The 25,781-nt window shown below is 35.6% G+C and carries 33 protein-coding genes; 4 read left to right on the top strand and 29 right to left on the bottom strand.

Annotated features, from left to right (window positions below; translation table 11 throughout):
* Nucleotides 1-574 precede the first annotated feature (574 nt).
* The 17 genes from QRX23_RS02800 to QRX23_RS02720 form a co-directional block, all read right to left on the bottom strand.
* A complete protein-coding gene (locus tag QRX23_RS02800) occupies nt 575-934 on the bottom strand; it encodes a hypothetical protein (protein WP_330155872.1) in 360 nt (119 codons plus the stop codon).
* Nucleotides 935-1,169: 235 nt separating this feature from the next.
* Nucleotides 1,170-1,754 (bottom strand): hypothetical protein, encoded by a 585-nt coding sequence (locus QRX23_RS02795; RefSeq protein WP_330155871.1) that lies wholly within the window; start codon nt 1,752-1,754, stop codon nt 1,170-1,172.
* A gap of 391 nt (nt 1,755-2,145) precedes the next feature.
* Nucleotides 2,146-3,201, bottom strand: coding sequence for an FRG domain-containing protein (locus QRX23_RS02790; protein WP_330155870.1), 1,056 nt, complete (start codon nt 3,199-3,201; stop codon nt 2,146-2,148).
* Between the two features lie 6 nt (nt 3,202-3,207).
* On the bottom strand, nt 3,208-3,774 hold the full coding sequence (locus QRX23_RS02785; RefSeq protein WP_330155869.1) for an ImmA/IrrE family metallo-endopeptidase: 567 nt from the start codon (nt 3,772-3,774) through the stop codon (nt 3,208-3,210).
* A gap of 411 nt (nt 3,775-4,185) precedes the next feature.
* A complete protein-coding gene (locus tag QRX23_RS02780) occupies nt 4,186-4,497 on the bottom strand; it encodes an ArsR/SmtB family transcription factor (RefSeq protein ID WP_330155868.1) in 312 nt (103 codons plus the stop codon).
* Between the two features lie 15 nt (nt 4,498-4,512).
* Nucleotides 4,513-5,076, bottom strand: coding sequence for a cadmium resistance transporter (locus QRX23_RS02775; RefSeq protein WP_330155867.1), 564 nt, complete (start codon nt 5,074-5,076; stop codon nt 4,513-4,515).
* 438 nt (nt 5,077-5,514) lie between these two features.
* The gene (locus QRX23_RS02770; RefSeq protein WP_330155866.1) at nt 5,515-5,862 is read right to left on the bottom strand and encodes a hypothetical protein; all 348 of its coding nucleotides are present in this window, start codon (nt 5,860-5,862) and stop codon (nt 5,515-5,517) included.
* 332 nt (nt 5,863-6,194) lie between these two features.
* Nucleotides 6,195-7,625: a DNA primase family protein gene (locus QRX23_RS02765; protein WP_330155865.1), complete on the bottom strand. Its 1,431-nt coding sequence runs from the start codon at nt 7,623-7,625 to the stop codon at nt 6,195-6,197.
* On the bottom strand, nt 7,626-8,528 hold the full coding sequence (locus QRX23_RS02760; RefSeq protein ID WP_330155864.1) for a hypothetical protein: 903 nt from the start codon (nt 8,526-8,528) through the stop codon (nt 7,626-7,628).
* Nucleotides 8,512-8,778, bottom strand: coding sequence for a hypothetical protein (locus tag QRX23_RS02755; RefSeq protein WP_330155863.1), 267 nt, complete (start codon nt 8,776-8,778; stop codon nt 8,512-8,514). Before QRX23_RS02755 ends, QRX23_RS02760 begins: the two co-directional genes overlap by 17 nt.
* Nucleotides 8,768-9,034, bottom strand: coding sequence for a hypothetical protein (locus tag QRX23_RS02750; protein WP_330155862.1), 267 nt, complete (start codon nt 9,032-9,034; stop codon nt 8,768-8,770). The genes QRX23_RS02755 and QRX23_RS02750 overlap by 11 nt, the downstream gene beginning before the upstream one ends.
* A gap of 105 nt (nt 9,035-9,139) precedes the next feature.
* Entirely contained in the window at nt 9,140-9,502 is a 363-nt protein-coding gene (locus QRX23_RS02745; protein ID WP_330155861.1) for a hypothetical protein, read from the bottom strand.
* Nucleotides 9,499-9,654: a hypothetical protein gene (locus QRX23_RS02740; RefSeq protein WP_330155860.1), complete on the bottom strand. Its 156-nt coding sequence runs from the start codon at nt 9,652-9,654 to the stop codon at nt 9,499-9,501. Before QRX23_RS02740 ends, QRX23_RS02745 begins: the two co-directional genes overlap by 4 nt.
* 3 nt (nt 9,655-9,657) lie before the next feature.
* A complete protein-coding gene (locus QRX23_RS02735) occupies nt 9,658-10,122 on the bottom strand; it encodes a hypothetical protein (RefSeq protein ID WP_330155859.1) in 465 nt (154 codons plus the stop codon).
* 107 nt (nt 10,123-10,229) lie between these two features.
* Complete coding sequence (locus tag QRX23_RS02730) at nt 10,230-10,490, bottom strand: hypothetical protein (protein WP_330155858.1); 261 nt, start codon at nt 10,488-10,490, stop codon at nt 10,230-10,232.
* A gap of 202 nt (nt 10,491-10,692) precedes the next feature.
* Nucleotides 10,693-11,316 (bottom strand): Rha family transcriptional regulator, encoded by a 624-nt coding sequence (locus QRX23_RS02725; protein ID WP_330155857.1) that lies wholly within the window; start codon nt 11,314-11,316, stop codon nt 10,693-10,695.
* A 66-nt stretch (nt 11,317-11,382) separates the two neighbouring features.
* Entirely contained in the window at nt 11,383-11,583 is a 201-nt protein-coding gene (locus QRX23_RS02720) for a hypothetical protein (RefSeq protein WP_330155856.1), read from the bottom strand.
* Between the two features lie 129 nt (nt 11,584-11,712).
* Between QRX23_RS02720 and QRX23_RS02715 the strand changes: the two genes are divergently transcribed.
* The 3 genes from QRX23_RS02715 (at nt 11,713) to QRX23_RS02705 (ending at nt 14,388) form a co-directional block, all read left to right on the top strand.
* Complete coding sequence (locus QRX23_RS02715; RefSeq protein WP_330155855.1) at nt 11,713-12,324, top strand: helix-turn-helix domain-containing protein; 612 nt, start codon at nt 11,713-11,715, stop codon at nt 12,322-12,324.
* 354 nt (nt 12,325-12,678) lie between these two features.
* Nucleotides 12,679-13,053 (top strand): DUF1304 domain-containing protein, encoded by a 375-nt coding sequence (locus QRX23_RS02710; RefSeq protein WP_330155854.1) that lies wholly within the window; start codon nt 12,679-12,681, stop codon nt 13,051-13,053.
* 177 nt (nt 13,054-13,230) lie between these two features.
* Nucleotides 13,231-14,388, top strand: coding sequence for a site-specific integrase (locus QRX23_RS02705; protein ID WP_330155853.1), 1,158 nt, complete (start codon nt 13,231-13,233; stop codon nt 14,386-14,388).
* Nucleotides 14,389-14,899: 511 nt separating this feature from the next.
* Here the strand turns inward: QRX23_RS02705 and QRX23_RS02700 are convergent.
* The 12 genes from QRX23_RS02700 to QRX23_RS02645 all read right to left on the bottom strand — a co-directional run bounded on the left by QRX23_RS02700 (nt 14,900) and on the right by QRX23_RS02645 (nt 22,643).
* Nucleotides 14,900-15,109 (bottom strand): hypothetical protein, encoded by a 210-nt coding sequence (locus QRX23_RS02700; RefSeq protein ID WP_330155852.1) that lies wholly within the window; start codon nt 15,107-15,109, stop codon nt 14,900-14,902.
* Entirely contained in the window at nt 15,102-15,350 is a 249-nt protein-coding gene (locus tag QRX23_RS02695) for a hypothetical protein (RefSeq protein WP_330155851.1), read from the bottom strand. The genes QRX23_RS02700 and QRX23_RS02695 overlap by 8 nt, the downstream gene beginning before the upstream one ends.
* Nucleotides 15,351-15,376: 26 nt before the next feature.
* Complete coding sequence (locus tag QRX23_RS02690; RefSeq protein WP_330155850.1) at nt 15,377-15,580, bottom strand: hypothetical protein; 204 nt, start codon at nt 15,578-15,580, stop codon at nt 15,377-15,379.
* 44 nt (nt 15,581-15,624) lie between these two features.
* Nucleotides 15,625-15,762 (bottom strand): hypothetical protein, encoded by a 138-nt coding sequence (locus QRX23_RS02685; RefSeq protein WP_330156146.1) that lies wholly within the window; start codon nt 15,760-15,762, stop codon nt 15,625-15,627.
* Between the two features lie 648 nt (nt 15,763-16,410).
* Nucleotides 16,411-16,746 carry a DsrE family protein gene (locus QRX23_RS02680; RefSeq protein WP_140837112.1) on the bottom strand — a complete coding sequence of 112 codons (336 nt, stop codon included), beginning with the start codon at nt 16,744-16,746 and terminating at the stop codon, nt 16,411-16,413.
* Between the two features lie 101 nt (nt 16,747-16,847).
* A complete protein-coding gene (locus QRX23_RS02675; RefSeq protein ID WP_330155849.1) occupies nt 16,848-17,552 on the bottom strand; it encodes an aspartate/glutamate racemase family protein in 705 nt (234 codons plus the stop codon).
* A gap of 175 nt (nt 17,553-17,727) precedes the next feature.
* On the bottom strand, nt 17,728-18,597 hold the full coding sequence (locus QRX23_RS02670) for a DNA/RNA non-specific endonuclease (protein ID WP_330155848.1): 870 nt from the start codon (nt 18,595-18,597) through the stop codon (nt 17,728-17,730).
* 117 nt (nt 18,598-18,714) lie between these two features.
* The gene (locus QRX23_RS02665; protein ID WP_330155847.1) at nt 18,715-19,386 is read right to left on the bottom strand and encodes a histidine phosphatase family protein; all 672 of its coding nucleotides are present in this window, start codon (nt 19,384-19,386) and stop codon (nt 18,715-18,717) included.
* A 33-nt stretch (nt 19,387-19,419) separates the two neighbouring features.
* Nucleotides 19,420-19,767: a DUF956 family protein gene (locus QRX23_RS02660; RefSeq protein ID WP_040760352.1), complete on the bottom strand. Its 348-nt coding sequence runs from the start codon at nt 19,765-19,767 to the stop codon at nt 19,420-19,422.
* A gap of 87 nt (nt 19,768-19,854) precedes the next feature.
* On the bottom strand, nt 19,855-20,802 hold the full coding sequence (locus tag QRX23_RS02655; protein WP_002827689.1) for a PTS system mannose/fructose/sorbose family transporter subunit IID: 948 nt from the start codon (nt 20,800-20,802) through the stop codon (nt 19,855-19,857).
* 19 nt (nt 20,803-20,821) lie between these two features.
* Nucleotides 20,822-21,619, bottom strand: a complete 798-nt coding sequence (locus QRX23_RS02650; RefSeq protein ID WP_002827690.1) for a PTS mannose/fructose/sorbose transporter subunit IIC — start codon at nt 21,617-21,619, stop codon at nt 20,822-20,824.
* A gap of 46 nt (nt 21,620-21,665) precedes the next feature.
* Nucleotides 21,666-22,643, bottom strand: a complete 978-nt coding sequence (locus QRX23_RS02645) for a mannose/fructose/sorbose PTS transporter subunit IIB (protein WP_330155846.1) — start codon at nt 22,641-22,643, stop codon at nt 21,666-21,668.
* A 238-nt stretch (nt 22,644-22,881) separates the two neighbouring features.
* Between QRX23_RS02645 and QRX23_RS02640 the strand changes: the two genes are divergently transcribed.
* The gene (locus QRX23_RS02640; RefSeq protein ID WP_330155845.1) at nt 22,882-25,698 is read left to right on the top strand and encodes a YfhO family protein; all 2,817 of its coding nucleotides are present in this window, start codon (nt 22,882-22,884) and stop codon (nt 25,696-25,698) included.
* The last annotated feature ends 83 nt before the right edge of the window (nt 25,699-25,781 follow it).

The raw sequence follows: 25,781 nt of genomic DNA, 5'->3' as shown, positions 1-25,781 counted from the left end.
ACCTTAACATTTCTTAACATCTAACAGCGTTGCGACAACGTTTAAAGACTAGCATTTTAGGCTAGCAAATGCTAGCATCTCACACCATCATTTACCATCATTTTAGTCCAGCATTTTCCAACATCTGCTACAGCATTTTCCAGCATAGCATCCTAACATTTCCTAACATTTTACCTTAGCATTTCTTAGCATTTGCCCTAGCATTTCCTAGCATCCTACCTTGACATTTCTTGACATCAACACGAACTTTTACTTACTAAAAAACGAGGCAAACGTACCTGCCTAAATCATCAAAATAGTCGTTTTGTTCGTTTACAAATTGTCTCGTTATTCTGCATTTAATCAATTGGCCAGCTATGACCATTTAACTTGTTTGAATATGCCGGGCTCAAATCTGCGCTCGTTAATCAATAAATTAGGTTGGCCGACTTCTCGGCAAACCCCCAATAGGTCTGCTTAATTATAAACAAGCCTCAAATGGGTCTGCCCAATATTGGCTATACCCTGTAAATGTCTGATCGGGTATCGTTAATATCGACGAGACCTAAAAGAGATGGCCGAAACTTCTGCCACCCTATTCTCTAACAGCCATGTCCATATCTGGCTTTGTGTTGGCCGACTTCTCGGCTAACCTCTTTTGTAATTGCTTATTAAATTGATATTTCCAATTAGCTACGACACTATACTTAGCATCAAACTGATAACTAATCTGTTGCCATGTCTTTTTGTCTTTCTCATGCATTGTCATAGCCCTTAATTGGATAGCTGGCAATTCTGATAACATGTTTTCAACGGTTTCTAGTTGATGTTCATACATCTTTAGCTTGGTATCATCCGTACTTTGCTCATAAGCCATGTTGAGCTTAGTCGCTTTGATATTAACTTTCAATCTACCACTAAAATAATCTCTAATTAATTGCTGTGTTTGTTCCACTTCTGCACCTCCTTCATTCCATAATGGAATAGGTCATTACTTAATTATTATACAAAAAATATCATTGATTTTTATTAATCGCCCCGTCTCCTTTTTTTAAAAAATGGATAACTAGCGATTACATTCAATAACATTCAATGAACCTATTTATATAGTACAAAAGTGATAATAAAGCGCAAAAAAGCACTAACAAATTAATGCTAGTGCTTAATCACCATTGTTCATTATAAGTATCTTAATTAGTTGTTTTTTCAACACTTCCATCCGGATAAATGATGCCAATTGACACAGTACTTGACCTTACATCTTGCCCCCAAATAACTAATTTTTTTGATGGTGGCGCTGGTGTAAAAGAAAAGCCCCAGGATTCCATTTGAGTCATTTTTTGTTCATACGTTAAAGGTGCTGTGACTATATAATCTAAGTTTTCTAAATCTTCATTTCGTTGTCGATCGCTTTCAGCAATACCTGTATTATCCTGCTGATTGTCTTTAACCGAATGTCCATAAGCATTAACTTCTTGATTTTCTTCTGTCACACCACTTTGTGAGCTCGTTACTTCATCAGCCACCTCACTATCGTTGCTTACAGAACTTGATGGGCTAACATTAGATTCTTCATGCTTATCCTTAACTACCGCATGCTTTTTTATCGGGGATGTTGTTTCCCGCGTATATATTTTATTTTGCTTATTCAACTGATGAAAAGTAAATACACCACTACTAATAACAACTAACATAAAGATAACAATTACAATAACCCGATTTTTAAATTTTTTATGTTGTTGTTGTTCTTTTGCCCGTTCTTGTCTTGAAGTCATAGCTCTAACCACCCTTTCACTATCAAGTATATAGGTTAGTGGCTGTTTTGTGGTTCTAAATACGTTTATATAGCATCATTTTTTAATTTCATGTAAAAATGTGTAATTCTCATAACCGAATTTTCGGCTGTGAGAAATATATGATGTCATACCTACATTTGAGCACTTTCTATCAACAGTGGCAGAAAGACGATCTAGTTACTATCTAGGTCATTGTTACCCCAAATTGGACAACTCTGTAATGACTAACAATGCGGGCGTTCCTGAACATCCCCATTCATTTCAAAAAAGGTTTTGTCAGGTTCGACACTTCTGTCGAAAACCAATAAAAAAAGCTCACCAAGCTATTCAATCAAATAACCTAGCGGGCTTTAAATATATATGTACCTTATTATTTTTCAATTTTGTGATAAAAAATTTTATACCATGGTTGTTCCGTACCGTTACCCTGGGTATATTTTAACTTAATCATTTCTAAACATTTATAAAAGTCAGGAAAAAGATCAGCATTCATATAATTAAATGACGTTAATTTTTCTTGGATATCCCTAGCAGCTGTTTTCAATGCTATCTCAGGATTATTATTTCCTTCATCATCAAGACCATCTGGTAACAATTCTTGTTCAAGACTAGCATTATCGTATTTTAAATTAATGGAGATACGGTCTATTTTCTTTTCCCCATATATTAATGCCCCCTCTAACTTTTCGAAATTTAAGAATGCTCCTTTTTGAACTGTAATTCTAAGATTATTATCCTTATTTCCAACCTCTTGAAACAAAGTGTTTTCCCCGTCTTCTCGTATAAAAAAAACATCCATTTTAAGTGAGCCATGTTCCTCGCTATACTGATAATTATTAGTCATAAACAGCATAGCTATAAATGGATTTTCAGTAATATCTACTAAAGGCGTTCCTAATCCATAATGTTGTAAAATTGCTAAATTTGCAGCTCTTTTTTTACTCCCAAAATCTGAAGAATACTCTATTTCGTGTGGAAATTTATTAGCGATAGACTCATAAATTGTATCATATTGAATCCTAAATTCATCTGAATAGCCATTTTCGCCATCTCGATACAACGTAGGTTTTAGAGGCCAATCTCCCCCTTGACCTCTAAAATAAATTTTATAGCCTTTACATTTTTCTTTAACTTCAGTGCGAATAATGTCAATTATTTCTTTAATTGCATAAAAAGCAGACCAACTCTGTCTTATCTTTGAATGTGATTTTGAAAATTCTAGATCATTTATATGTTTCACTATGTCTTGACCGATATTTTGCAAAACAGGAGAATTTAACTGTTCGTTTGCACAGCTAATATCATTTATAATATAAAATCTTTTGTCATCATTATTAGTTACACCAACTTTAATATCAATTTCAAGTGTGTCAAAAACTTTCGTTTCTACATAAACTTTTTTCCTTGATTCATATTCCATTGTCATATTTATCTACCCAGCAGTTCGAACAAATAAATTTAGATTTTCAACTCGGAATTCTACTGACTTACCCGAAACATTTAGTTGTTGTGCTAAATAATCTTTAATCTCTTTTACTGATTCCTTATTTAATTTATTTCTATCAAGATTTTTATCATCAATATAATCTTCAGTATATTTATAAACTAATTTCCGTGGCATTAACAATTGTGCAGCAAACTTATTAGCAAAAACTTCATCTTTCCTATCACTTACTGTGTAATCCCTGCTATCATTTTTTCTGTATGCATTTACCTTTCCCTGGAATGCATGACCCAATTCATGCGCCATAGTGAATCTCTGGCGGTATTCAACTTCATCCTTATCAATTAAAATGGTTTTATCTCTGAGTTCACCACTTACGCCCAAAGATTTTTCAGGCTTAACTTCAAAGCCTAGTTTTTTCAGAAGAGACTCTACATCTACATAGCTTGTAGCTAATTCTTCATCTGGATTAATTCGCTGATTTTCACTTTCTGATCCCAAGTTATCATTTAGTAATTGAATAAAATTAGGTGAAAAAACTTCTTTATACTTCATTTTTTTCTCCTTTAATTGAATGTATCAATTTAAGTCTTCTATATATTCTATCATAGGTTAACTTTGTTGATATAATTAAGGTTATATCTTTGTCAAATTTTCTATTATAGACACATTTTCTACACTTCTATCTATACCTCTAATTATATATAACCCATCTATCACGGTGACCAGTTAACCTATTTTTGCTTACCTAAACATATTTATAAAGGCATGACAAGTTGGTGGCTCAAATTTGAGCGCTCCTCAATACTTAGGGTGGCAAAATTTTCCGCCAACCCATGTTATTTAATCTAAGTGATATCGGTTTAATCGACCCCTCTAAAAAACGCCAACAAAGCATTATACTTTGCTGGTGTTACTTTATTTAATTACACTAATTTCTATATCTTTATAGATGCTTACACTTGGTTATTCTCCGTGTTGTTTACCACGTATGACATGATCAACGTGTTCTAGTGTCTCATTGATTACATCTAAAATATGTGGATCATTCAATTGGTAGTAATTGTATTTGCCTTGTCGTTCAGCCATTACTAGCTGATACTCACGTAATAATGCTAAGTTATGCGATATAACCGACTGCTCTACTGATAGCTTTTCACTTAATTCATTAACACTCATGCTTGTATTTTGTAACATATACAACATTTGCACTCTAACAGGGTTACTTAATAATTTCATGACCTTATTCATTTCATTTAAGTGTTCTTCATCAATCATAGTACTAACCTCTCACTAAAATAATGCGATTAAATGACTAATCAAACCACTATCCCAAAATACATATAAACCGATGAGGACATAGCAGACTTTCATCAGTATTTCACCGTAACGATCCATTAGCCCAGTAACAATTTTCATATCTGCTACCAACTTAACAATGAACACAATAACGATCGTCAACATGGCAATAATTAGAAGTGTGATTAAAAAACTTTTAAAGCTCTCGCCCACCATAACAGGTAAAAATATAGCTAAAACACACCCTGCACAGACTGATACATATGTTAGTAATACTGTTATAATTGGCGACCTTTTACTGTCATTATCCTGTTCTTCATCATTATCGTGGAGAGCGATATAAATGGGTAATACTCCCAATAGTCCTAATATCCACTCTGGCAAGAATGATGCCAATACTGCACCAATGGAATAACTAGCTGTTAGTAAAATAATTACACCAATTAAATATCCAATAATGACTTGCGATACTCGATACTTCTTTAATAAAAATAATAGCATAAAGAAAAAATCAAAATTAACGCCTAAAAACGTAATGACTAATACTCCTAAATTCATAAGCTTATCCCCTTAACATTCGTATGTCATTTTTAACATATGTAAACGATAACATATAGTTTAAAAGAATTGAATAATAAAATGTATACAACTGCTCATATATAGTAAAACACCAGCAGAGCTAGAAAATACTTTGCTGGTGCTTTCTTATTATTTACCTGTCATGATCTGTAATCTAATTTTCTTTAAATAATAGGTACATGCCTAACGTTACACATTGTACGCATAAAGTAATCAACACCCCAAACATAAAAATACCAACTTCACTACTCATTCTTTCGCCCTCTCAATATTTTTAAGTGATACTGAAATATTGTGTAAAACGCCAACTTTCAGTAATTCAATTCTAGTTTGTATATCGTTGTTTGGTCGTGATACTAAAGTTAATAGTTCTTGCATAATAAAATGTTCATTCATTATTCTTACCTCTCCATCCCCTTATACGTTGGTCAACTTGTTTTCTAGCTTTTCTAGACGATTGGCCAAGTTTCTATTTTGCCGTTCCAATCTTGAGACTTCATCTTCCAATTTCTGTAACTTTTCCTCTGGATCATCAACAATGGGGATGTTTTCCCTTAGTCCAACTACTTCATCTTCTAGTCGATTACTTGCTTCCAGTACATTTTCATCCTCTACATCTGCAAAATGTGCCACAATTTGAGCCATATTATACATAACATCTCTCAGAAGTGGATCATCAATTCTCTTAGCCTCTGCCATTAACTCGGCATCCTTTTGGGCTAAGTGTTTCATAAATACTTGTTCATCATAATCGGCATATCTCATTTTTTGACCACTCACTTTCTATAATTTTTGCTCTAATTTCCCAACTATCCAAAAGTTAACCATTTAATAGCTATTAACAATAGCCTTTATGGATAGTCAAGAATGCTGTCATATCAATGGTTTCAGTTGTTTTTTTAGAAAAATATCCAAAATATCCGTAAATACTCAAACTAGCGCTGTCACTATATGTATGTGTATGTTCTTTATACATATTAATTTTATATTTTTATGGATAATATGGATAATACTTTAATATAAGTAGTTTAACCCTTGACACATAGGCATTTTTAATTATCCATACATGGCCGATTTTACGGCATATTTTTGGCTAGTTATTGGATAATTTCATCATCCGGTATAATATCTAGCCCCATATATCGCCACGCTTGTACTCCATCATCATCTGGACCATGTAATACTTTCTTTCGTTCTATTCCTCTCGTCAGCAATGAATTATTAACAGCTTGCTTAGTTGGTACAGTAAGTCCCCCATCTTCAAACCAATCTTTCAACTCATCATATAAACGATTAACTCTAATACCGCCACTAACATCAAGAGCATCCCACTTTTTAGTTTTCTCTTGTAAAAACATGCTTAGCGGATCACTATATCGCCATTCCTTAGTTACTTCTTTCATAGTTTCTGTAATTGATAGCTTGCCATGGTCTAATGCTTTCTTAAACTCTCGTAAAGCATAATACGCAAATGCTGGTAACTCTGATTTAATCACATTATCAGGAAATAATTTGGCTCTCTTTTCCTGTTCTACTGGGTTATCCCGTACAACCGGGGCAATTGTTGGCAAAATTAACGCTCGACTAAACACACCTTCATCATCTCGTAACGTCGGTAGGTCATTCGCTGCAAATAGTAATGTCGCAAAATTTTCTAGTGTGAATTCATTACCTTGTTTAAATCGGGCATTAACACCATCTCCACCAGTTAGATTTTTTAACTGATCCGGACTAGCAATATATATTTTTTTCAAGTCCATAAAAATATTTGCGTATTTTCCTAATAAATCAGCAATATTAAAAGCATCCGTACCATCCGTTTTAGTTAATTTTTCCATGGACAAATGACTAATATTTTTTTCTAAAATTAACGGTTTAATAATGCGATTGTTTAGCGTACTCTTGCCATTACCGGGTTTGCCTTGCAAAATCACAAATTTATTGAATGGCTCATAACTTCGATAAAACATATAGCCAATATATTCTATTAAGAATTGGTCGCCATCTCCTACCATGTACTTAATCAATGATTTAATAGTTTTCGGTTCACGTCCTGACATATCAAGATTGTAACTAAACCCACCAAGAATATAATCATTTTTATTTGCTGGTTGCAGTTGGTCGGTTTTCAAGTTATAAGTGCCGTTCTTGAATGGTATTAGCCATGGCGTGTTTTTTTCAAACACATTGCCCGTTATAAAAATATCGCTACTTAACCACTCTCTTATCTCTGAACTTCTATGTTTGTTATACACATTATGATCATCTAACTTTGTATTTACTAATTTAGCTATTCTTGCGTTTAATTCATTTAAACTTTTAATTCGTTCCCAATAGCTCCCATTGTAATAAGCGCCATTCATCAGAGCAGGCGTTCTAATAAGGGGATGTTCTTGTTCAATTGCTTTTCCTAGTGCTGTTGAATTAACACTCTTACCGCCATTGCTATCAATAACTAACCAACTAGGCAACTTGTTTTCTTGTTTCTCTGCATTCAAATCTTGTGCAACATCTTTTAAGTTTGCCATTTAGTAAGTCCACCCTTTCGCCCATGTCTTAAATTTCTTTATGAGTTCTTGTTCCTCAATCGGGTCACTGCCTTTATTGTTTGTAGTTTCCACCACATCAGCCGTAATAATGAAATCGCCGTATGATTGTTTGAAAGTCCAACCAGCCAAAGCCGTCAGCATGTTATCCCAACCGCCAAACTGTTGATAATTAGCTTCAGGATCTAATAATGTGGCAATCATCTTTTTATTAGTTTTTGCATAATTGGGGATGTCCTCATCATCATTGCCAACAGTGGCAACGGCTGGCTTTTGTTCCTCATATTTTGCTATATCGCTATCATAGATTTTTATAAACTCATCTACTGGTAACCCTTGCCCGCTATCGTAAATAATTGGCACCTGTGAGCTATTCTGTGACGTTTTGATGTATAAGCCCTGCAACTGTTTAAAGCTATGATTTACTGCCGTGTTGTCGCCATGTAGCCCGACATTTACCAATATCACACGCCAAAGTTTCAAATACTCATCAGCATTTACCGACCTATCTAGTGCCACACCAACCCGCAACCTTGCCCCATCTTTAATGCAGTTGCTAATCGTGGGATAAATGACGTGGTTAATGTCGTACGCTTCAAGTAAATCATCTAGTCGCTTACTAGCATTCTTGTAGTTACTCTCATCATCAACATCAATAAACAAAATTGTCCGATTAATAACCTCGTCTTTACGTTTCATCCCCGCCACTGTGCCATGAATAACGTACAGTGCTTCATTTTTCTTGTATTCGGCTAATTGTTTCGCTGTCTGATTAAACGCCTCTTGTGGCTTTCTGGTGGCTTCTACAAGGTGGCTAAAATCAGGCTTTGAATATCTGCCAACACTATAATGGCTTTGCCGTATGCCTTTAGTTAGATAGATCATCAAACCACCCCATTTCTAGCTTCCAATATGCTTCCGCCTGTTCCTTTTTATTCAGTGGATCAATGAGGCGATCATTAAGAGCTTTTGTTAACGCCATTGCTTGGCTAATATCATCTGGGTGCAAAATCAAGGAATTGAGAAAAGCATAAATGTAATGATCATAGTGATTGTGATTAAGTGGGGTGTAGTAAAGCTCAAACACGCCTGCCAATGCCTGATTTTGCTGTTCTTTTGTTGGTTTAAAGTTCATCAGCCACCTCAACAAATTCAGGTAACTCATTAATCGCTTTTGTTAGATCGTTAAGTAATTTATCAAAACTAGGGAAAAGCGATACCACTGTTTCAATCTGATAAGATAGTTTGGTGTTATTAAGATCTAAAAGCTCTTGTTTGGTTATATTATCTAGGTGGCCATTAATAACCCATTCCATTTTGCCAACTAGCTCAATCAAATATTTAACTTCTAGTAGTTCAATCTGCTTGCGTGGTTGTGTTTGTTCAGTCATAATAAAAAACGTCCTTTCAGTGCTATATAGTGCTGTTTGGGTTTATAAAAAGTCATATATTTTCTAGCGTCCAAACTTTCAAATATATGACTTCATCACGGTCAGTTACTTGTTTAAAAGTAGCTGGCTTTTTTGTTGGTCTAGATTGCTTGTAAATTCCGTGTACCAATCAGTTAGGTTAATACCTCTTAGTTTATGTACTCGTTGCATGCTTTCTAGTGCATCATTTTCTACGCTGTATGTTGCTGTTTGTAGCTCTGTTTGGTTTGATATGAGGAATAACCCGCCCATCTTGCCATCTCTAATAGAACCAACAGGAACACCCGCTTTTACTAGTTGTGAAGATAACTGCGAAACGCTTCTAACATCCGTCTTTAAAATGTTGGCCAATTCTTTACGTGGCTTAGCGTTCTCAATGCCTGTACTCAATAAATTAAGTAATTCAATTGCTTTACTACTTAGGTTCATTCTGCTGTCCTCCCTAATACTTCAAGTTGGTCTGCGATTAAATGCAATACATATACTTTAGTTTCCTTGTTGAGTAGTCCACTATCTGTAATGGCGTTGGCAATTGCTCGACTAGCCAACTGGAAACCATCATCAAATGTAAATTCATTCATGGCTTATGCCTTTCTACCATTCTCAAAATCAGAAAAATAACTTAGAATGCCACTCGCTAAATCTTGTACTTTTGTAAACTTATCGTCTGGTTCCTCTAGAAATGCCATTGTTAGATCCATTAAGCCGTATGGGTCATTTACTTCGACTGTTGTATTTTCTGTGCTAGTCGTCTGATCAGGAACTACTTGAGCTGTCTCGCCATGCCCATAAGCAAATGCAGCACTTCCACCCATATCCTTTGCTAACTCTTCAAGCGCTGATGTTAGTTGCACATAGCTATCAGTTACACTAACGCTTTGATTAACTGCCGTTGTTTCGTCAATCGTGTCACGGCTGGCAAAATACAAAGCTAACAGAAATTCATTTGTTAATCTGATCAAGTCATATTTGTCGGGTACTGGAATAGTGTCATTCGTGTAAAACTTTGTGTCCATTACTGGGTGGATGTTGTGCTTTGTTTCTGTCATAATATTTTCGCTTTCTGGGGATGCGTTCCCCGCTACCTTAGTAACTTTGTTCAAGTACCTTTTTACGCCATGTCTAGGGCGGATATTGGTATTTTTACATGATATGATTAAATGCTTTTCATAGCCTCATCTAATTCATCTCGGTTGTAACGCTCCATTCTGGCTAGTCCATAAGGTGCCAAATCATGAGGTTTAATGATACCTTTATCAACTAATGTCTGAAACGCCATACGTCCGAGGTTCACATAGGCTTGTGCTTGTTCTTTATTCATCCATTGACGTTGGTCGTTATGTAATTCAAGCTTTTCGCCAATTGACATAACAGCGCTAACCAGTGCTGGATAATCTGCTAAAATTGGTTCTGTCATAATATTTCCTTTCTTAGACCATTTTCACTGGTGGGTGTGGTGTCCGTATATTTTATTTATACTTCCAGTGACAACGGTCTAAATTTAATCTAGTTTTCAATTTTCTTTAGTAATGAGCGTCTAACAAAGTAGTCCATGATTGGTGCACTGATCAATAAAATAGTGCCTGCTATTCCAATTTCAATAAAAAATTCTTTCATGATTAAGCCCCTTTACTAATTGCCCGCTGTATAGTTCGATAATCTTGGCCAATCATTATTAACCCTGCGATTACCTGCCTAATTAACTCAATTTGTTCAAGCTGTTCACTCGTCAGTGCATCTTGAGCGTCCTCAACGTGGAACATCCCCCGCAATTGCTTTGGTGTGAACCCTGTTACCGTCTTATATGCCAAAGTATGATAATTTGAATAGGCGTATGGGTTATCAGGTAAATAATCATGGATCACTTGCCCCAAGTCTTTGTTTGTTTTACGATTGCGTTCTAACATTACTCGTTGTTTAGTAATCTCTTCTCGCAATTCATAGAATGCTTTAACAAGATTGAGCTTAAACTCTGCAACTACTGGCGTATTATCTAACATTGTCATTAATAAAGTTGCCTGTGGTTCATTCAAAAGCCATTCTTTGCGAGGATGCCCACCCTTTGAACCTTTAACAGGTTTGCGCATTTCAAATGCCATAACCCCAAATTTTTCTAACTTATTTTTATGAGTACTGATTAACTGCATTACAGCATGTCTTGATGTTTTTGTGTGATGTACTAGTACATCAACTGTCGTATATGGCTCACTTTTCAAATCGTGAATAAAAACTAAATCTTCCATGATATAATTACCTCCGTAATTAGATTTCTGCCCTGCCATTTAGCCGTGGTGGGGCTTTTTTGTGTCTTACAAATCTTCTAGCAAATAATTATTTACTGCCGTGAACGTCTTACCACTAACCACGAATGGCGCTTGTTTATCTAAGACATCCTTTACAGTTGATCTAGCTAAATTCAAATTAGTTGCTAATTGTGAACGTGTTAGCCGATTAACAGCCTGTTTTTTAATCAATGCAACTTGTTGTTGTTCCGTTATAATTGCTTGCATAATTCGCGCCTCTTTCTTTGTTCATTTTGAATAACTTCATTTTATTCGAAATGAACAATCGTTGCAAGTGCTTTTTGTTCACACTGAACAACAAAACTGTTATAATCAACCATATGAAAGGAAACTACTATGAACAGAATTAAAGAATTGCGAACAAAGAAAGGCTTAACTCTACAAAAATTAGGCAAAGATGTCGGTATTTCTTTTGGTGCGCTTGGTAATTACGAAAACGAAAGGCGTGAACCAAAACTGGCAACATGGAAAAAGTTGGCTGATTATTTTGGTGTAACAGTTGGATATTTACAAGGAATAAGCAATATAAAATCTCGTCAAGAGGACTATAAAAATGATTCATTTTTTCAAGATATGAGAAAAAAGCTTGATAATACTGGAAAAATTTCAGAAAAGGATAAGGAAAAAATTTCAGAATATATACTAGCGGATAGACAGAATAACGCTCCTAATATTCTTTATGAAATTGGACAGCAGATGATACCAAAATCAAAATATACTGTTGATGATTTTGATAACTTAAAAATTTCTTCCACTGGAATAACTACAATTGATTGGATAATTGAATTAGTAGCAAATGTCAATAAGCCAAACAAAAAAGGGCAAATCATATCAGAAAAAGATACAAAAGACCTTTTGGCAAAGTTACAACGTGAAATTATATTAACGCTCGGCTATAACATCATTTCCAAATCAGATAAAAATGATAGCCAAAAAAATAATTCATAAATTCTCACGGTCGAAAATTCGACAGTGAAATAAAAGGATGTCGGTTTAACCTACACCCCCTTTCACAACTAAATTAGTCGGGCCAAAGTCTTCGCAATATTGCTGATACCTATGGTAGGCACAATGTCGTACTCACTATTTTAGAAGGGACAATCTTATGTATTGGAAAGGTTTATCTAAGACAAATGAAAAACGTTTATCACAAACGGATGCTACGCCTCTTTCTCAAACTGGAATTCAAGGACTGTCAGAAACCAACAAAATAGGCCTACAACATTTACAAAATATGTTTGATTCTATAATGAAATAGCGCACTCACTTCTCATCACTTACAAATTTAAAAAGGATCTATAAATGAACACCTTAATAATTATTTTAAGTATCTTAGTAGCATTGGAATTCTTTTTTATTATGTATTTAGAAACCTTTGCTACGACTTCACCTCGTACTGCTAAAACATTTAGCATGTCAAAAGATGATCTTGAAAACGAAAAAATAAGAACTTTGCTAAAAAATCAAGGTATCTACAATGGTCTTATTGGTCTTGGCATCCTCTACCTACTTATTTTTACGAAAAACTACAATGGCGGTTTATTAGCTATTATGATTTACATTATTTTAGTTGCGTTATACGGTAGTTTTTCATCAGGAAATAAGTCAATTTTCTTCAAACAAGGAACATTGGCTGTCATTGTCGCAATCTTATTACTAATCCAGTTGACAATATAAGCTCACTACGGAAAACTACGCCATGACGGCTCAAATTTGAGCGCTCCTCAAATCTGTGGAACGAAATATATTAAACACACTGTTTAATTTCCCAACTTGTGGGGATGCTTGATACTCAAATAACTGAAACATACATATACTATCGGGTGTGGTGTCCGTTGTAGAATTGAGTTTCAAATGAGTATCAAAAAAGAAAGCAACAAAACATATTCAGTCCGTCTAACATACTCGGATATGGCTGGTAAACGTCACAGCAAAAAGAAAAAGGGCTTTACGTCCATAACCCTTGCTCGGCAGTGGGAACGTAAAGCCCTTAATGAGATTGATATTTTAAAAAATGAGCAACCTAAGCAGGCAAACGCTAGGATACTGTTAATTGATGTCTATGAGATGTGGTTAGTAACCTATAAGCCAAAAGTAGCCGATACAACATTTTACCGTGTTACTCGGTTTATGGAAAATCATGTATTTACTGATCAGTGGTTCAAGAGTAGCTATGTGGATGAAATCACACCAGCACGATTACAACAATTTGTTAATGATCTAAGTACCGTTGTTCATGATTATAATAAGAACCTCATGCCATTAAAGCAAACTATGGCGCAATGCGTTGTTATGGATCTAATTGATAGTAACCCTTTTGATAAGATTGTTAGACCAAAGCCTAAGCCATCCCCTATTTTTACGGATAGATTGGATTTTTACACTAAATCTCAACTCAATCAGTTTATGAATAGCGCTATGGATCTATACGGTAAGCAAGACGACAACCAATATAGAATTTATGCCATGTTTCGATTACTTGCATTTACTGGTGTAAGACGTGGTGAGATGTTAGCGCTCAATTGGTCGGATATTGATTACAGTAATCAAACGATTAGCATTACTAAGAATTTAGTTACAAGTTCAGGCGTTAAGGAACGTATACACCCACCAAAGACAAAGGCGGGTAAACGTGATGTGCGAGTTGATAATAACACACTGGCTATTTTAAGACATTGGCACGCCATACAATCACGTTTAACGCTTGCTGGTGGTCTTTCATCTACTGGTATAGTATTTACTAATGGCGACTTAACTAGCTATCAGAATGTAAATAAATTGCGGTTGTGGCTCATGCAAGTTGCTAAACATGCTGGACTACCTAGAATTAAAGTTCATGGGTTCCGTCATACCTATGCCACGCTTGCTATTCAAGCTGGTATGAATGTTAAACAATTGCAGTACCAACTGGGTCATGATGATGTTCAAACTACCCTATCAGTTTACAGTGGACTGACTGAAACGGACAAAGCACAAACAGCCGATATTTATACAAGATTGGTCGATTTTTAAAAGAGATGTGTACTTTAATGTGTACTTGAAAAACGAAAGCCTATTATATCAACGTTTACAGGGGATGAATTAACTCCCCCCGGGTTCATTTATAAGTCGCTATAAACATTGATTTAAAAGCATTTCAGTTGTAGTTGGTGGCAAATTAGTGGCAAATTCAATTTCAGTTTGTTAATAAACAATTTTAGTCTGTTGAGTGATTATCAATTTAGTCGCTCAACAGGCTTTTTGTTTATCAATACAAATTGATTGAATAGCGGTTTTTATTGCTCTGATAACCTCCTTCTCAATTGTTTAATAAATTTACTTTTTCAGTAGACCAATGAATTGTATTTAATGTCTCGTTTCTTGCTTACATCCTGCTATTAAAATAATCAGTTATCAGCTCTCTGAAATAGTTACAGCAACAGCATTCAATGAAAGATTTATATAGTAGAAAATTATAAATAATTAACAACAATTGCTAATAAAAACGCCTAGTTATAATAACCAAGCGTTTCAGTAAATTTATTTAATCTAATACTTTTAAATCTGTAATAGTTGGAATTTCATATGCTACATAAAACCTGCTATTGTCGTTGTTCTCTAAAGCAAGAGTTGCGGGCCCATCTTCTTCATCTTCAGGATCATCATAATAAACGATAGTTCCTTGAATTTCTCTACCATACCAAGTAAACGAAACTTTTTTATGATTTTGAGCTAATTTTTCATAGTCAATCATGTTCATCTGTCCCCCTATCGTTTGTATAAAGTGATATTGTATCGCCTTTAAATATGCCCTTTAACAAAAATGAGGCCTTTGGTGGTTTATGAGTACGGGGTAACGTTAGATGTAAAACCTCGTACAAATTGCCTTGCTCATCTCTGGCCGCTTTATAATTTGGTATGCCTTTTTGTGGCGCATCAATAGCAACATCCGTCATGCCACGTATTGAAAACGCTGAAATTACTTTATAGTCCATCTAGTAGTCCCCTCTCTTGTTTAACTTCATACATGCACATCTTGACTAACGCTAACAACCTTATCAACATAAATAGCTTGTTTGTCTGGCGGTAACATTGGAATACCAATAACTTTAGCTTTTATATCGTCAATCGTTATGAGTTGACCTATTGAAATCATTGGCATTTCATTAAGTTCTATTACTGTATTTTTACCAATCGGAAAAGCTGAAATTACTTTGTAGTCCATGTCACTCCCCCTCATAACTTCATTTGTAATTTTCAAATCAATGGTTAAAGCTCATTACGCTTATTCGCTATCAATTGTTCTAGCTCGTCTAAATCATCTTTGGCCGCCAACTTCCTGATGAATGATCGTGCGGTACTCCGATACTTTAAATACTTAGAATGCTCTTTGTTTTTTCTTGCCAACGCTTGTTAGCTTCTGTTTGTGCGTTCTTATCTGTTATTCAGTTAGTACCTCCATAACCCTAACTCAATATAATTATATTACTACCGATAGTAACAAATATTAACACTTTTACACAATAAAAAACGCTAAACACCAACGTTTAACGGCCATTTTTGTATACTAATTACTATATACAACTTCATCCGTTTCCATTATGATAATTAAGTAGTGAATTTGAGTTAGCTACTCAATGAAGCTATCCGAGTTAGTGAGTATATCCATACCTTACACATTCTCAAATTCGGGAGGTGTGATGATGATACAAAATTCTACGGGAGTATGCTCGCATGGTATATCTAGCTATCTGTATAGCTATTGTGCTAGGCGCTCTAGGTAAGTTTGCTATCAACTTAGCAAAAGCCTACGAGATAAAGAAAAACGCTGATAAGCCGTAAAGACTAATCAGCGCAATTCTAAAAATAAAAAGAATATTCTCAAACTCGGTAGTCTGTAAGGTGTGCGATACCTTGCAGGCTTTTTTCTATGTCTTAATTATACGGTGTGAACTCCCAGTTTGTAAAGTTTTTACTTACCCCCATAAAACAATTTAATTATAAGGGCTACACAATTTTTATCCATCTACAAACAACAACATACGTAGCGTCTTATTAAGGTTTAATATACCCAAATCCATCACGTTGTTTGATTGCTAGCTCAACTACTCCTGAAGGAACTACTTTCACATGATTTTGTAAATCATCTTCTTGAATTTCGCGTTGATCCATTGAATTTTTGCAAGCTCGAACATCAATGCCAATCTCGAATAATTCGCTTAAATTTTGCTTCGAATTAATTATTGTGTCAGAAATGGCTTCCCCATTGACAACCAATTCAATAACACCACTTTCGTTATTGCTCTGCATCCATTCGTGTAGATGTTTGAGATTTGATATCACAACAGACCATTTCTGCGTTTCATCTATATGAAAAATTGTATTCAACATTTAAAACTTTCCTCCAATTTAATAAGTATAAAAGTTCATTTAACAAATATCATGTAAAAAGTTCCCTCTTAAAAATCTTATCAAACATCCCCCATTAACAATTAACCTGCTTGCTTAACCTGGTTAACAACATATTTTGCCAATTCAAACTGCGCATCAATGACATATTCAGACGGATAGTGTGTCTGTTCTTGCGCAACTGATAATTCAGTACATCCTAAAATAATGTAATCACACTCACACTCTTCAAAAAAATATTCAATTAATTGATAATACTTTTCCTGGTCAACAAAATTTCTATTTTTAATGTCTTCATAGATCAATGACATAACCAAGTTCTGTTGATATTCATCAGGTATCACCGGAGTAACGTTTTTTCCAATTAATGCCTTTTGATAGATACCTGCTGAAATCGTTCCATTTGTAGCCATAATGCCAACTCTAATACTCTTATTGGTTTCTTTTTTACAAGCTTTCACAGCTAGTTCAGGCATACTAAAAATTGGTACCTCTGACTGCTTTTGCAACTCTGGTAAAAAATAATGTGCGGTATTACAAGTTATTACAATAAATGACACGCCAAGATAATTCAATTTCTCAACGTCTGATGCTAAAAAGGACAACGGATTTTGCTTTGTATGATCAGATATATAAGCTGTTCGATCCGGAATTGATGCATGATTAAAAACAATATAATCTAAATAATCTTGATCTTTATGTGTAACAGTCAATTCATTGATGATATGTACAAAATTTTCGGTAGCTATCGTACCCATTCCCCCAATAATGCCAAAAGATTTTTTCACTTCTACCCCTCCACACTTCACTAAAATTAATATCCCATTAAAAATTAATTATACATTTTTTCATCGGAAAAACAATCTGGCTTTTGTGCGTAAAATTGCTGGTTCAAACAAATAGAGCCATAGGTCTACTGAAAAATTTATAGACCAATGACTCTATTGTATAGACATCTTTAAATTATTTAACCACTGCACTTTCACCAGTAGCATAATCTATTTTGACACCAGGTTCCACATTAGGAATAAAAACATTAAACTGTAACTTTCCATCTTTGGATTTTGCTTCCATATGATTTCCTGATGGCACCAGATCATTACCAACATAGATAGGCGTGACTCGGTATCGCACCGTCCGATTACTATCTAAAGCTTTTCGAACAAGCGTTTCATAATAGTTTTGTCCTGTATTTTCAGAATTACCATTTGATGCTTGATTAGCCCAAGCTGTTTGTGTGGCTATATTCTGTGCATTGGCTTCTGATGGATCAAATGATTTTATACTTCCTGCCAAAGCATAGCCAATTAAATGACCTCGATTATAGAGGGTATTATATCGTCCACCAATCATAGATTGATGCCACCCCACAGGCTCAATAGTTTTAGCATTGCCCGTATCAGCTCTAGATTGATACTCACGGCTGCTTCTATTTAAAAATGCATCTGCCCTTCCTGGCCGACCAAAACTATCTTGTTTTGCTAATTGCACATAAGGCGCAACGTTTACTGCAGCATTTAAATTCGTCTGATTATCATTGACTATATATGCTCCAGCGGAATTAAACGAGACTTTATTAGCATTTAATTGTCTAACAACATCATCCGTTAATACTGTTTTAGCTAATGACTCACTTGGATGAGTATCAGATACTGTGCCATAATCAACACCATCTTTAACATTCACAGTTTTTTTTACACTCGATGATGAAGATGTTTGCTGATTAGAATGATCAGGCAGATCATCAATATTTATTAGCCCTGTTTGCTGTAAAAATAAAAGACCCACAATAACAACTGCAGCTCCGATTGGTATATTTTTCTTACGGCCCATTTTACTGCCTCCTTTTATGACGTCAATAAGTATATCATGTCATAGAGAGTTATTCCGTATGTAATTAAAAAATGCAGAACATCTTACTGACATTCTGCATCTTCATTTCATTAAAAATTAATCTTTCACTGGCTCGTTATTATAGGTAAGAATTGTCAGACCATCCTTGCTCAATTCCATTTGAGAAATCGACCCATTAGCAGGACGTTCATGAACTGCAATTTTACCTTCACCAAAGCGATCAGCTAAAGAAATAAGTGAATTACCATGGCTGATCAATAATACATTATCGCCATCATCTAATACTGGATTAGTCAATATTCGTTTGAAACCGGCTAAAACACGTTGCCAATATTCTTCACTATTTTCGGCATCGTGCCATGGATCGGCTTCTTTTAATAAATCTTTCGTTTTATCAACATCATATTTATCCACAATTTCTGAATATGTCCGCAACCCTACTGGTGCTCCGGCACTTGTCCAAGCGGCATCCATATTGGTACCTTCAAAGCTGCCATAAAACTCTTCACGAAATTTGGCGTCTGTAATTAAACTAATTTCTCGACTATTTTTGTTTTCCTCTAGAATAATCTTTGCGGTATCCATTGCTCTAGTTGTATCAGAACAATAAGCCGCTTTAAAATGCACCTGAGATAGTTTTTGACCAGCTTGGTGTGCATCTTGAATACCAGAAGCCACTAATGGTGAATTTCCCCAACCCTGTAACTTATTATAACGATTAAAATACGTCTTGCCATGACGTACCACATATAAATGTAAAGTTTTCATTGCTCATCCCTCCCTTGCTCATTTTAGCACAAATCACTTGCGTTTACGTTCCATAACCCCTTTACGCCGCATAATTTGTTCTGGTTTTAAATGGTCTCGGAATACATTGACGGCTTGTTTCGCCTTACCACCAACAAATTCAAATGTCTTACCATCGGTAGTCGTAACAAAAAAACCACGATAGTAAAATTTCAAAATAATTTCCATACTGACTGATTTAACGCTTTTCCATGGTATTTGAATATATCCTCCGCGTGTATTTGCTCGGAATTCCATGCCACGATCACCATAATACATTTTTCCTTGTTGAATATTAACTGGTGACATCATCGCATTTGCATTTCCTGATAATAATATTTTTGAATTTAATGCCTGAGCCATTATCATTCTCCTATTTTATATAAAAAAAGATGGGCCAGCATTATCGCTGCCTCATCTTTTATTTTAACAAATTTCTTTCAAATTGTATTATGCCATAATACCAAAGGCGTATGCCAAGATACCAACAATGAACAATCCAAAGATAATTGTGATTGGTGATACGCGCTTACGTAGCATCCACAAAACAATGAACATCAACAACAATGGTGCCAAACCAGGCAACAATTGATCCAATGTATCTTGCAAAGTTGTTACTTTGTAAGCAGAAAGTGATTGACCACCTTGAATTTGACCAACAACATCAGCAATCTTTGAGGCAGAAACATGACCACCATTGATAGCTTTTGCTAGGCCAGGAATATCAGCAGCAGCACCATCTTGTACCTTAACCTTTGACATAACAACTGGGAAGTTCATCGTTGTCCAACGAGGAACCAAAACACCCATGATGAACATACCCAAGATTGAAGCACCAGTGGTAATCTTTTGCATGGCACCACCAGCCAAATCTTGTGTAATGTTTGTACCTTCTTTATAACCTAATTGTTGTGTATACCATAGGAACAACATACGAATCAAGTTCCAAACAACGAAGAAGATAATTGGACCCAAAACTGAGCCACCTTGCGCCATACCAGCGGCAAACGCTCCAAGAACGGGACGCATTGTTCCCCAGAAAATAGGGTCTCCAACACCAGCCAAAGGTCCCATCATTCCGACCTTAACACCGTTTATGGCTTCATCATTAATTTCTGCACCGTTAGCACGTTGCTCTTCCATAGCAAGCTCAACACCCAAGATTGGTGAAGCCACATATGGATGTGTATTAAAGAATTCCAAGTGACGCTTCATAGCATCAGCACGGTCTTCCTTCGTCTTGTACAAACGACGGATACCAGGAATCATTGCGAATGCCCAACCAACGTTCTGCATACGTTCATAATTCCATGAAGCTTGCAAGAAAGTTGAACGCCACCAAGTATTAACAAGATCACCCTTAGTCAAGTGAACTTCGACTTTTTCATTTTCACTCATGATGTACTATCCTCCAAGCTTAGTAATTATCTAAAATGGCGTCGATTGGATCACCATTTGAACTGTTTGAACCACCCTTGCCTGAGCCACCATTAAACTTTGGTGACAATTGTAGGTAGATCAAAGCCAATACAAGACCAATCATACCCATGGCAATCAAGTTCAATTCTGTAACAGCTGACAATGCAAATCCTAAGAAGAAGAATGGCCAAAGTTCGGCAGTTGCCATCATGTTAATAACCATGGCATATCCAACAACAACGATGAATCCACCAGCAACAGCCAATCCCTTTGTAATTACATCTGGAATTGCGTTCAAAGCATCATTAACTGGACCAGCACCAACAGCCATAACAATAATCACTGGAATTGTGATACGCAAACCTTGAATAATCAAGGCTGTCCAGTGAATTGCTTCAACTCCACGTAGGCTACCCTTTTCAGCTTGCTTATCAGCAACGTGAGCCAAGGCAACCGTAATTGTACGAACACCAATCGTCAAAACTTGACCGGCAACAGCCAAAGGAATAGCAATCGCCATACCAGTATCAACACTAACTTGTGCTGGACCAGTTACAAGATATGCTGAAACTGCAGATGCCAAAGCAGCATCCGGTGCAACAGCGGCACCAATGTTCATCCAACCTAGGGCAAGCATTTGCAACGTTCCACCAAGGATAATTCCTTCAGTTAAGTGACCATTAGCTAACCCAATTAGAGTTGCAGCAACTAATGGTTGGTGGAATTGGAACTCATCTAAAATTCCATCCATTCCAGCTAGGAATGCAAATAGAACTACGAAAAACGCTGAAATCATGCGTTATCCTCCCGAATAATTTCTCTACTATTTAATTAATAACAAATTATGACTTCTTTAATAAGTCAAAAACATCTTTACTTTGATCAGCTGGCACTTTACGAACATCGAAAGTAATACCATTATCACGTAAGTATTCTAATGTCTTTACATCTTCATCATCAACAGCAACCGCATTTGTTAGCATGCGCTTACCTTCTGAATGAGACATTGAACCAATGTTGACTTTTCCTAATTTAACGCCACCCTCAACCGCTTTCGCAACATCTTGTGGTGTTTCAAACAATAGCAAAGCCTTCACTGAAGCAAATCGTGGATCATCCCAGATATCCACTAATTTTTGAATAGGAACAACATTAACCTTTACACCAACTGGTGCTGCTTGAACAAGCAATGTCTTACGTAGTTCATCTTTTGACACACCATCCGAAACAACAATAATACGGTTTGGTGACACAGACTTTGTCCATGCTGTTGCCACTTGCCCATGTAATAGACGTGAGTCGATACGTGCTAAACGAACATCCATTGTTGCAGAACCTGAATGGATAACCTTATTGATGTCTCCAGCCTCAACAACTGGTTGATCATCTTCTGTAGAATCTGCAGCGACTGGTGCTGGTTCTTCAGTTTCTGGTAAGGTCTTTACACCATCTCGTGCAACTGGCATCAAGTAACTTGCAATTTCAGCAGCTGTTTCCATTGTGAAACGGGCCCCATAAGCCTCTACTAACATTGGTAAGTTTAACCCTGTGATGATGGCCATACGGTCCTCATGCAAGGCTTGAATACGAGATGCAGCGTTAAACGGTGATCCACCCCACAAATCAACGAGGAACAATACTTGTCCCTCAGGTTCAAATGTTGCAAGAGCATCCTCAAACTTCTTCATCAAATCTTCTGGACCTTCGTTGGGCATGAATGTTACAACTTGAACATTCTCTTGCTCACCAAAAATCATCTGACCTGACTGTCGGATACCCGCAGCAAATTCACCATGACTAGCAATAATGAAATTTACCATAATTGCCACGCTCCTTATTTATATAATAATTCCAAAGTACAAAGATAACATGTACTTGTGTAATTATAGACTATCTTTCACAATCTGTAAACGGTTACACACTTACTTTAAATTATTTATTTTTCTAATTACTATTTCGGCTTTTATCATACTGAAACACTCCTGGAATTTCCAGTTTAAACCTTCAAAGCAACTGAAAATGCTATAATACGTTGATAGTCTTTTGGAGGTATGAAATATGCAATCCCGGTCGAAATGGTCTATACGACCAATTATCACCTATACAATGCTGTTTGGAATTTTATCAATATTTATTTTTGCACCTTACTACTTCACAGATACGTCTCTAATTTGGCAATCAGATGGTATTGCGCAACATTTTCCAGCATTAGTGCGTTGGCAAGAAGATTTAAAAAATATTATTCAGCATCACACGCTGCCAACAAGTTGGCAATGGCATATTGGTTTGGGAGCAGACTATTATCAAACTTTTTCTTATTATACTTTAGGCGATATATTTAGTTACGGCGCTGCCTTTATCTCTAAGTCCCATCTAATCACTTATTACAACTTTATGATCATTGTGCGACTCTATTTAGCCGGTATTTCATTCTTGGTTGCCGCACAATATTGGTTTAAAAATCGTCCAACATGGCACTATCAAATTGCCGTATTTGGCTATGTTTTTTCTGGATACACCGCATTCTCAGCATTTGAGCATCCTTTTTTTATTAACCCATTAATTATTTTTCCACTACTTGTCCTGGCATTAAATGTCGCTTTATCTAAACAAAAATATACCTTCTTAACAGTGATGCTTTTCTGGACACTATGGAATAATTTTTATTTTGCCTTTATGTTAATGATTGGTCTAGCTATTTATTGGATCGGTTATCAAATCCAAAATCATGCTTGGTCAAGCTGGTTGGCGCATATTAAACTGCTGTTTTCTGGTCTGCTTGCTACTTTGCTTGCTGCACCATTACTTTTTCCTAGCATTGATGCCGTATTCACTTCTGCACGATCAAACAGTCAAATTGCTAATGGACTATTTGCCTATCCTGCCTATTACTATTTTGCATTGCCTGGTAATCTAATTGCCAATCAAACCACCCCATCTTTTTGGTTAACTGGTGGTTTTACAGCCATTAGTATCATGGCTGTGATATTTGGGTTGCGTCGTTGGCATAAATATCAATTATTTAATTGGCTATGGTCAATCTGTTTAATTGGCTTGTGTTTACCAATATTTGCAGCAATATTAAATGGCGGTTCTTCACCATCTAATCGGTGGATATTCCTATTATCATTACCTATTAGCTGTATGGTTTTACAACTGATGAATCAGTTGGATACTTTAACTAAACGCGATTATTTTTGGTTCTTTATGACTGGTCTAATTTCCGGTCTGTCTCTATTCATTATCAGTAATTTTAACTTAAACAGTCGCTATGGTATGATGATTGCTTTGTATTTTGCTTCATTAGCCTTAATCTGGACGATTCAATCAAATACTGTCCTTAAACCAGTATGGTTAGTTCTATTAATTATCGTTAATTCATTTTTCTTGGTAACTCGTAATCATACAAGTAATACAAATCCAAATGCGACAGATTTATTACCCAATAAAGTAGTTAAACAATTGATGAATCAACAAAAAAATTATTCGAATACAGATTCAAAACAAGTTATACGATCTTATGTCGATAATCAATTAAATAACGCGACTGGCATTGCTCCTGCAACAAACCTACCACTTCTTAGCACTTTAAATAATGTTGAAAGCTACTGGTCATTGCAGAATGGTTCAGTTAGTAAGGGATTAAGCGCACTTGCTATCAATTCAGCTAATCCTAATGACATCACTGGCAATCTTGATTCTCGTAATGTTCTTAGCAACGTATTAGGTATCTCAAAACGATTTGAAAATCCGGATACTTTAACACCGAACTCATACCAAACACAAACCAATCAAATTATTAATGGACAGTCAGTTACTCAATCAAACAATGCATATCCGCTCTTGTATTTTCCAAAATACTATCTCAGTAAAAAATACTATGCTACATTGTCACCGACTGAGAAAGAAGCTACTCTAGCAGACAGTGTGGTTTTAACTAATCATTCATCTACCAATAAATCAAAATTCGGTAAACAGGTCGTTACTGGTCAAATTAGGACTGATTTAACAAAAAAAGCAAAGAAAACACAGCATATCACTTATAAAACAAATGCAGATTGGTTACCTACTGGATTCTACCTTAGCCCTTCTAAAGCATTAAAAGGTACAGAATTGCACTTGGAAATATCGAACTTACATTTTAAACCATACACGTTGAAACAACAGCAACATGTCGCTTTGAATCAGTATCGATATAAGCATGTCCAAGATGCAAGAAATGCACAAAAATTAATTGATCGTCAATACAATAGTCAAGCATTTACTTGGAACTGGTACAAAACACACTTTAGCAGTATGGGTAAAGAAACCGGTAATTATACTATCTCAACTACTTACAACAATAAGGTAAATACATTTACACAAACTGGGCAGTCAAACTTATCATTTTATAATCCACAGACTACTATTACAATGAATCTTGGACAGGCTAGTGACATAAATAAGGAAGCCTTTATTCCACTTACTTTTAATAAAGTTGGACAATACGCCTTTGATGTACAAATTAAAGCCATTCCTACTGACAATCGGTTTAATAAAGTCGCAAAACACATTAAAAATACAGCCCCAAGTTACAAAATTGGAAATAATAAATTAACAACATCTGTTACTGTTAATAAGCCTAAAATACTTGCAACCACTATTCCTTATAGTGATGGTTGGCGCATCAAAGGAAATCATGCTAATTTAATTAAACTTGGTAATGGATTTATTGGTATTCCACTATCTGTAGGTAAAAATAATATAAGACTCTACTATCACACTCCTGGCAGCCATATTGGTAAAATCAGTTTTCTGCTTGGTGTTATTATTTGCTGTTTAGTACTTTTTATAAATCTTTTTAAACCTATACGAATCAATCAAAAATATAAATAATTTTTTCATGTAAAAAAGCTCTGAACGAGCCTCGTAAGTTGGCATCATTTCCAAAACTTACGAAATTCGATTCAGAGCTTTTT

Origin of the sequence: Weissella paramesenteroides (assembly GCF_036327715.1) — a bacterium.
GTDB lineage: Bacteria > Bacillota > Bacilli > Lactobacillales > Lactobacillaceae > Weissella > Weissella paramesenteroides.
The sequence above is the reverse complement of the archived record's forward strand: the minus strand, read 5'-3'. Positions and strand labels throughout refer to the sequence as shown.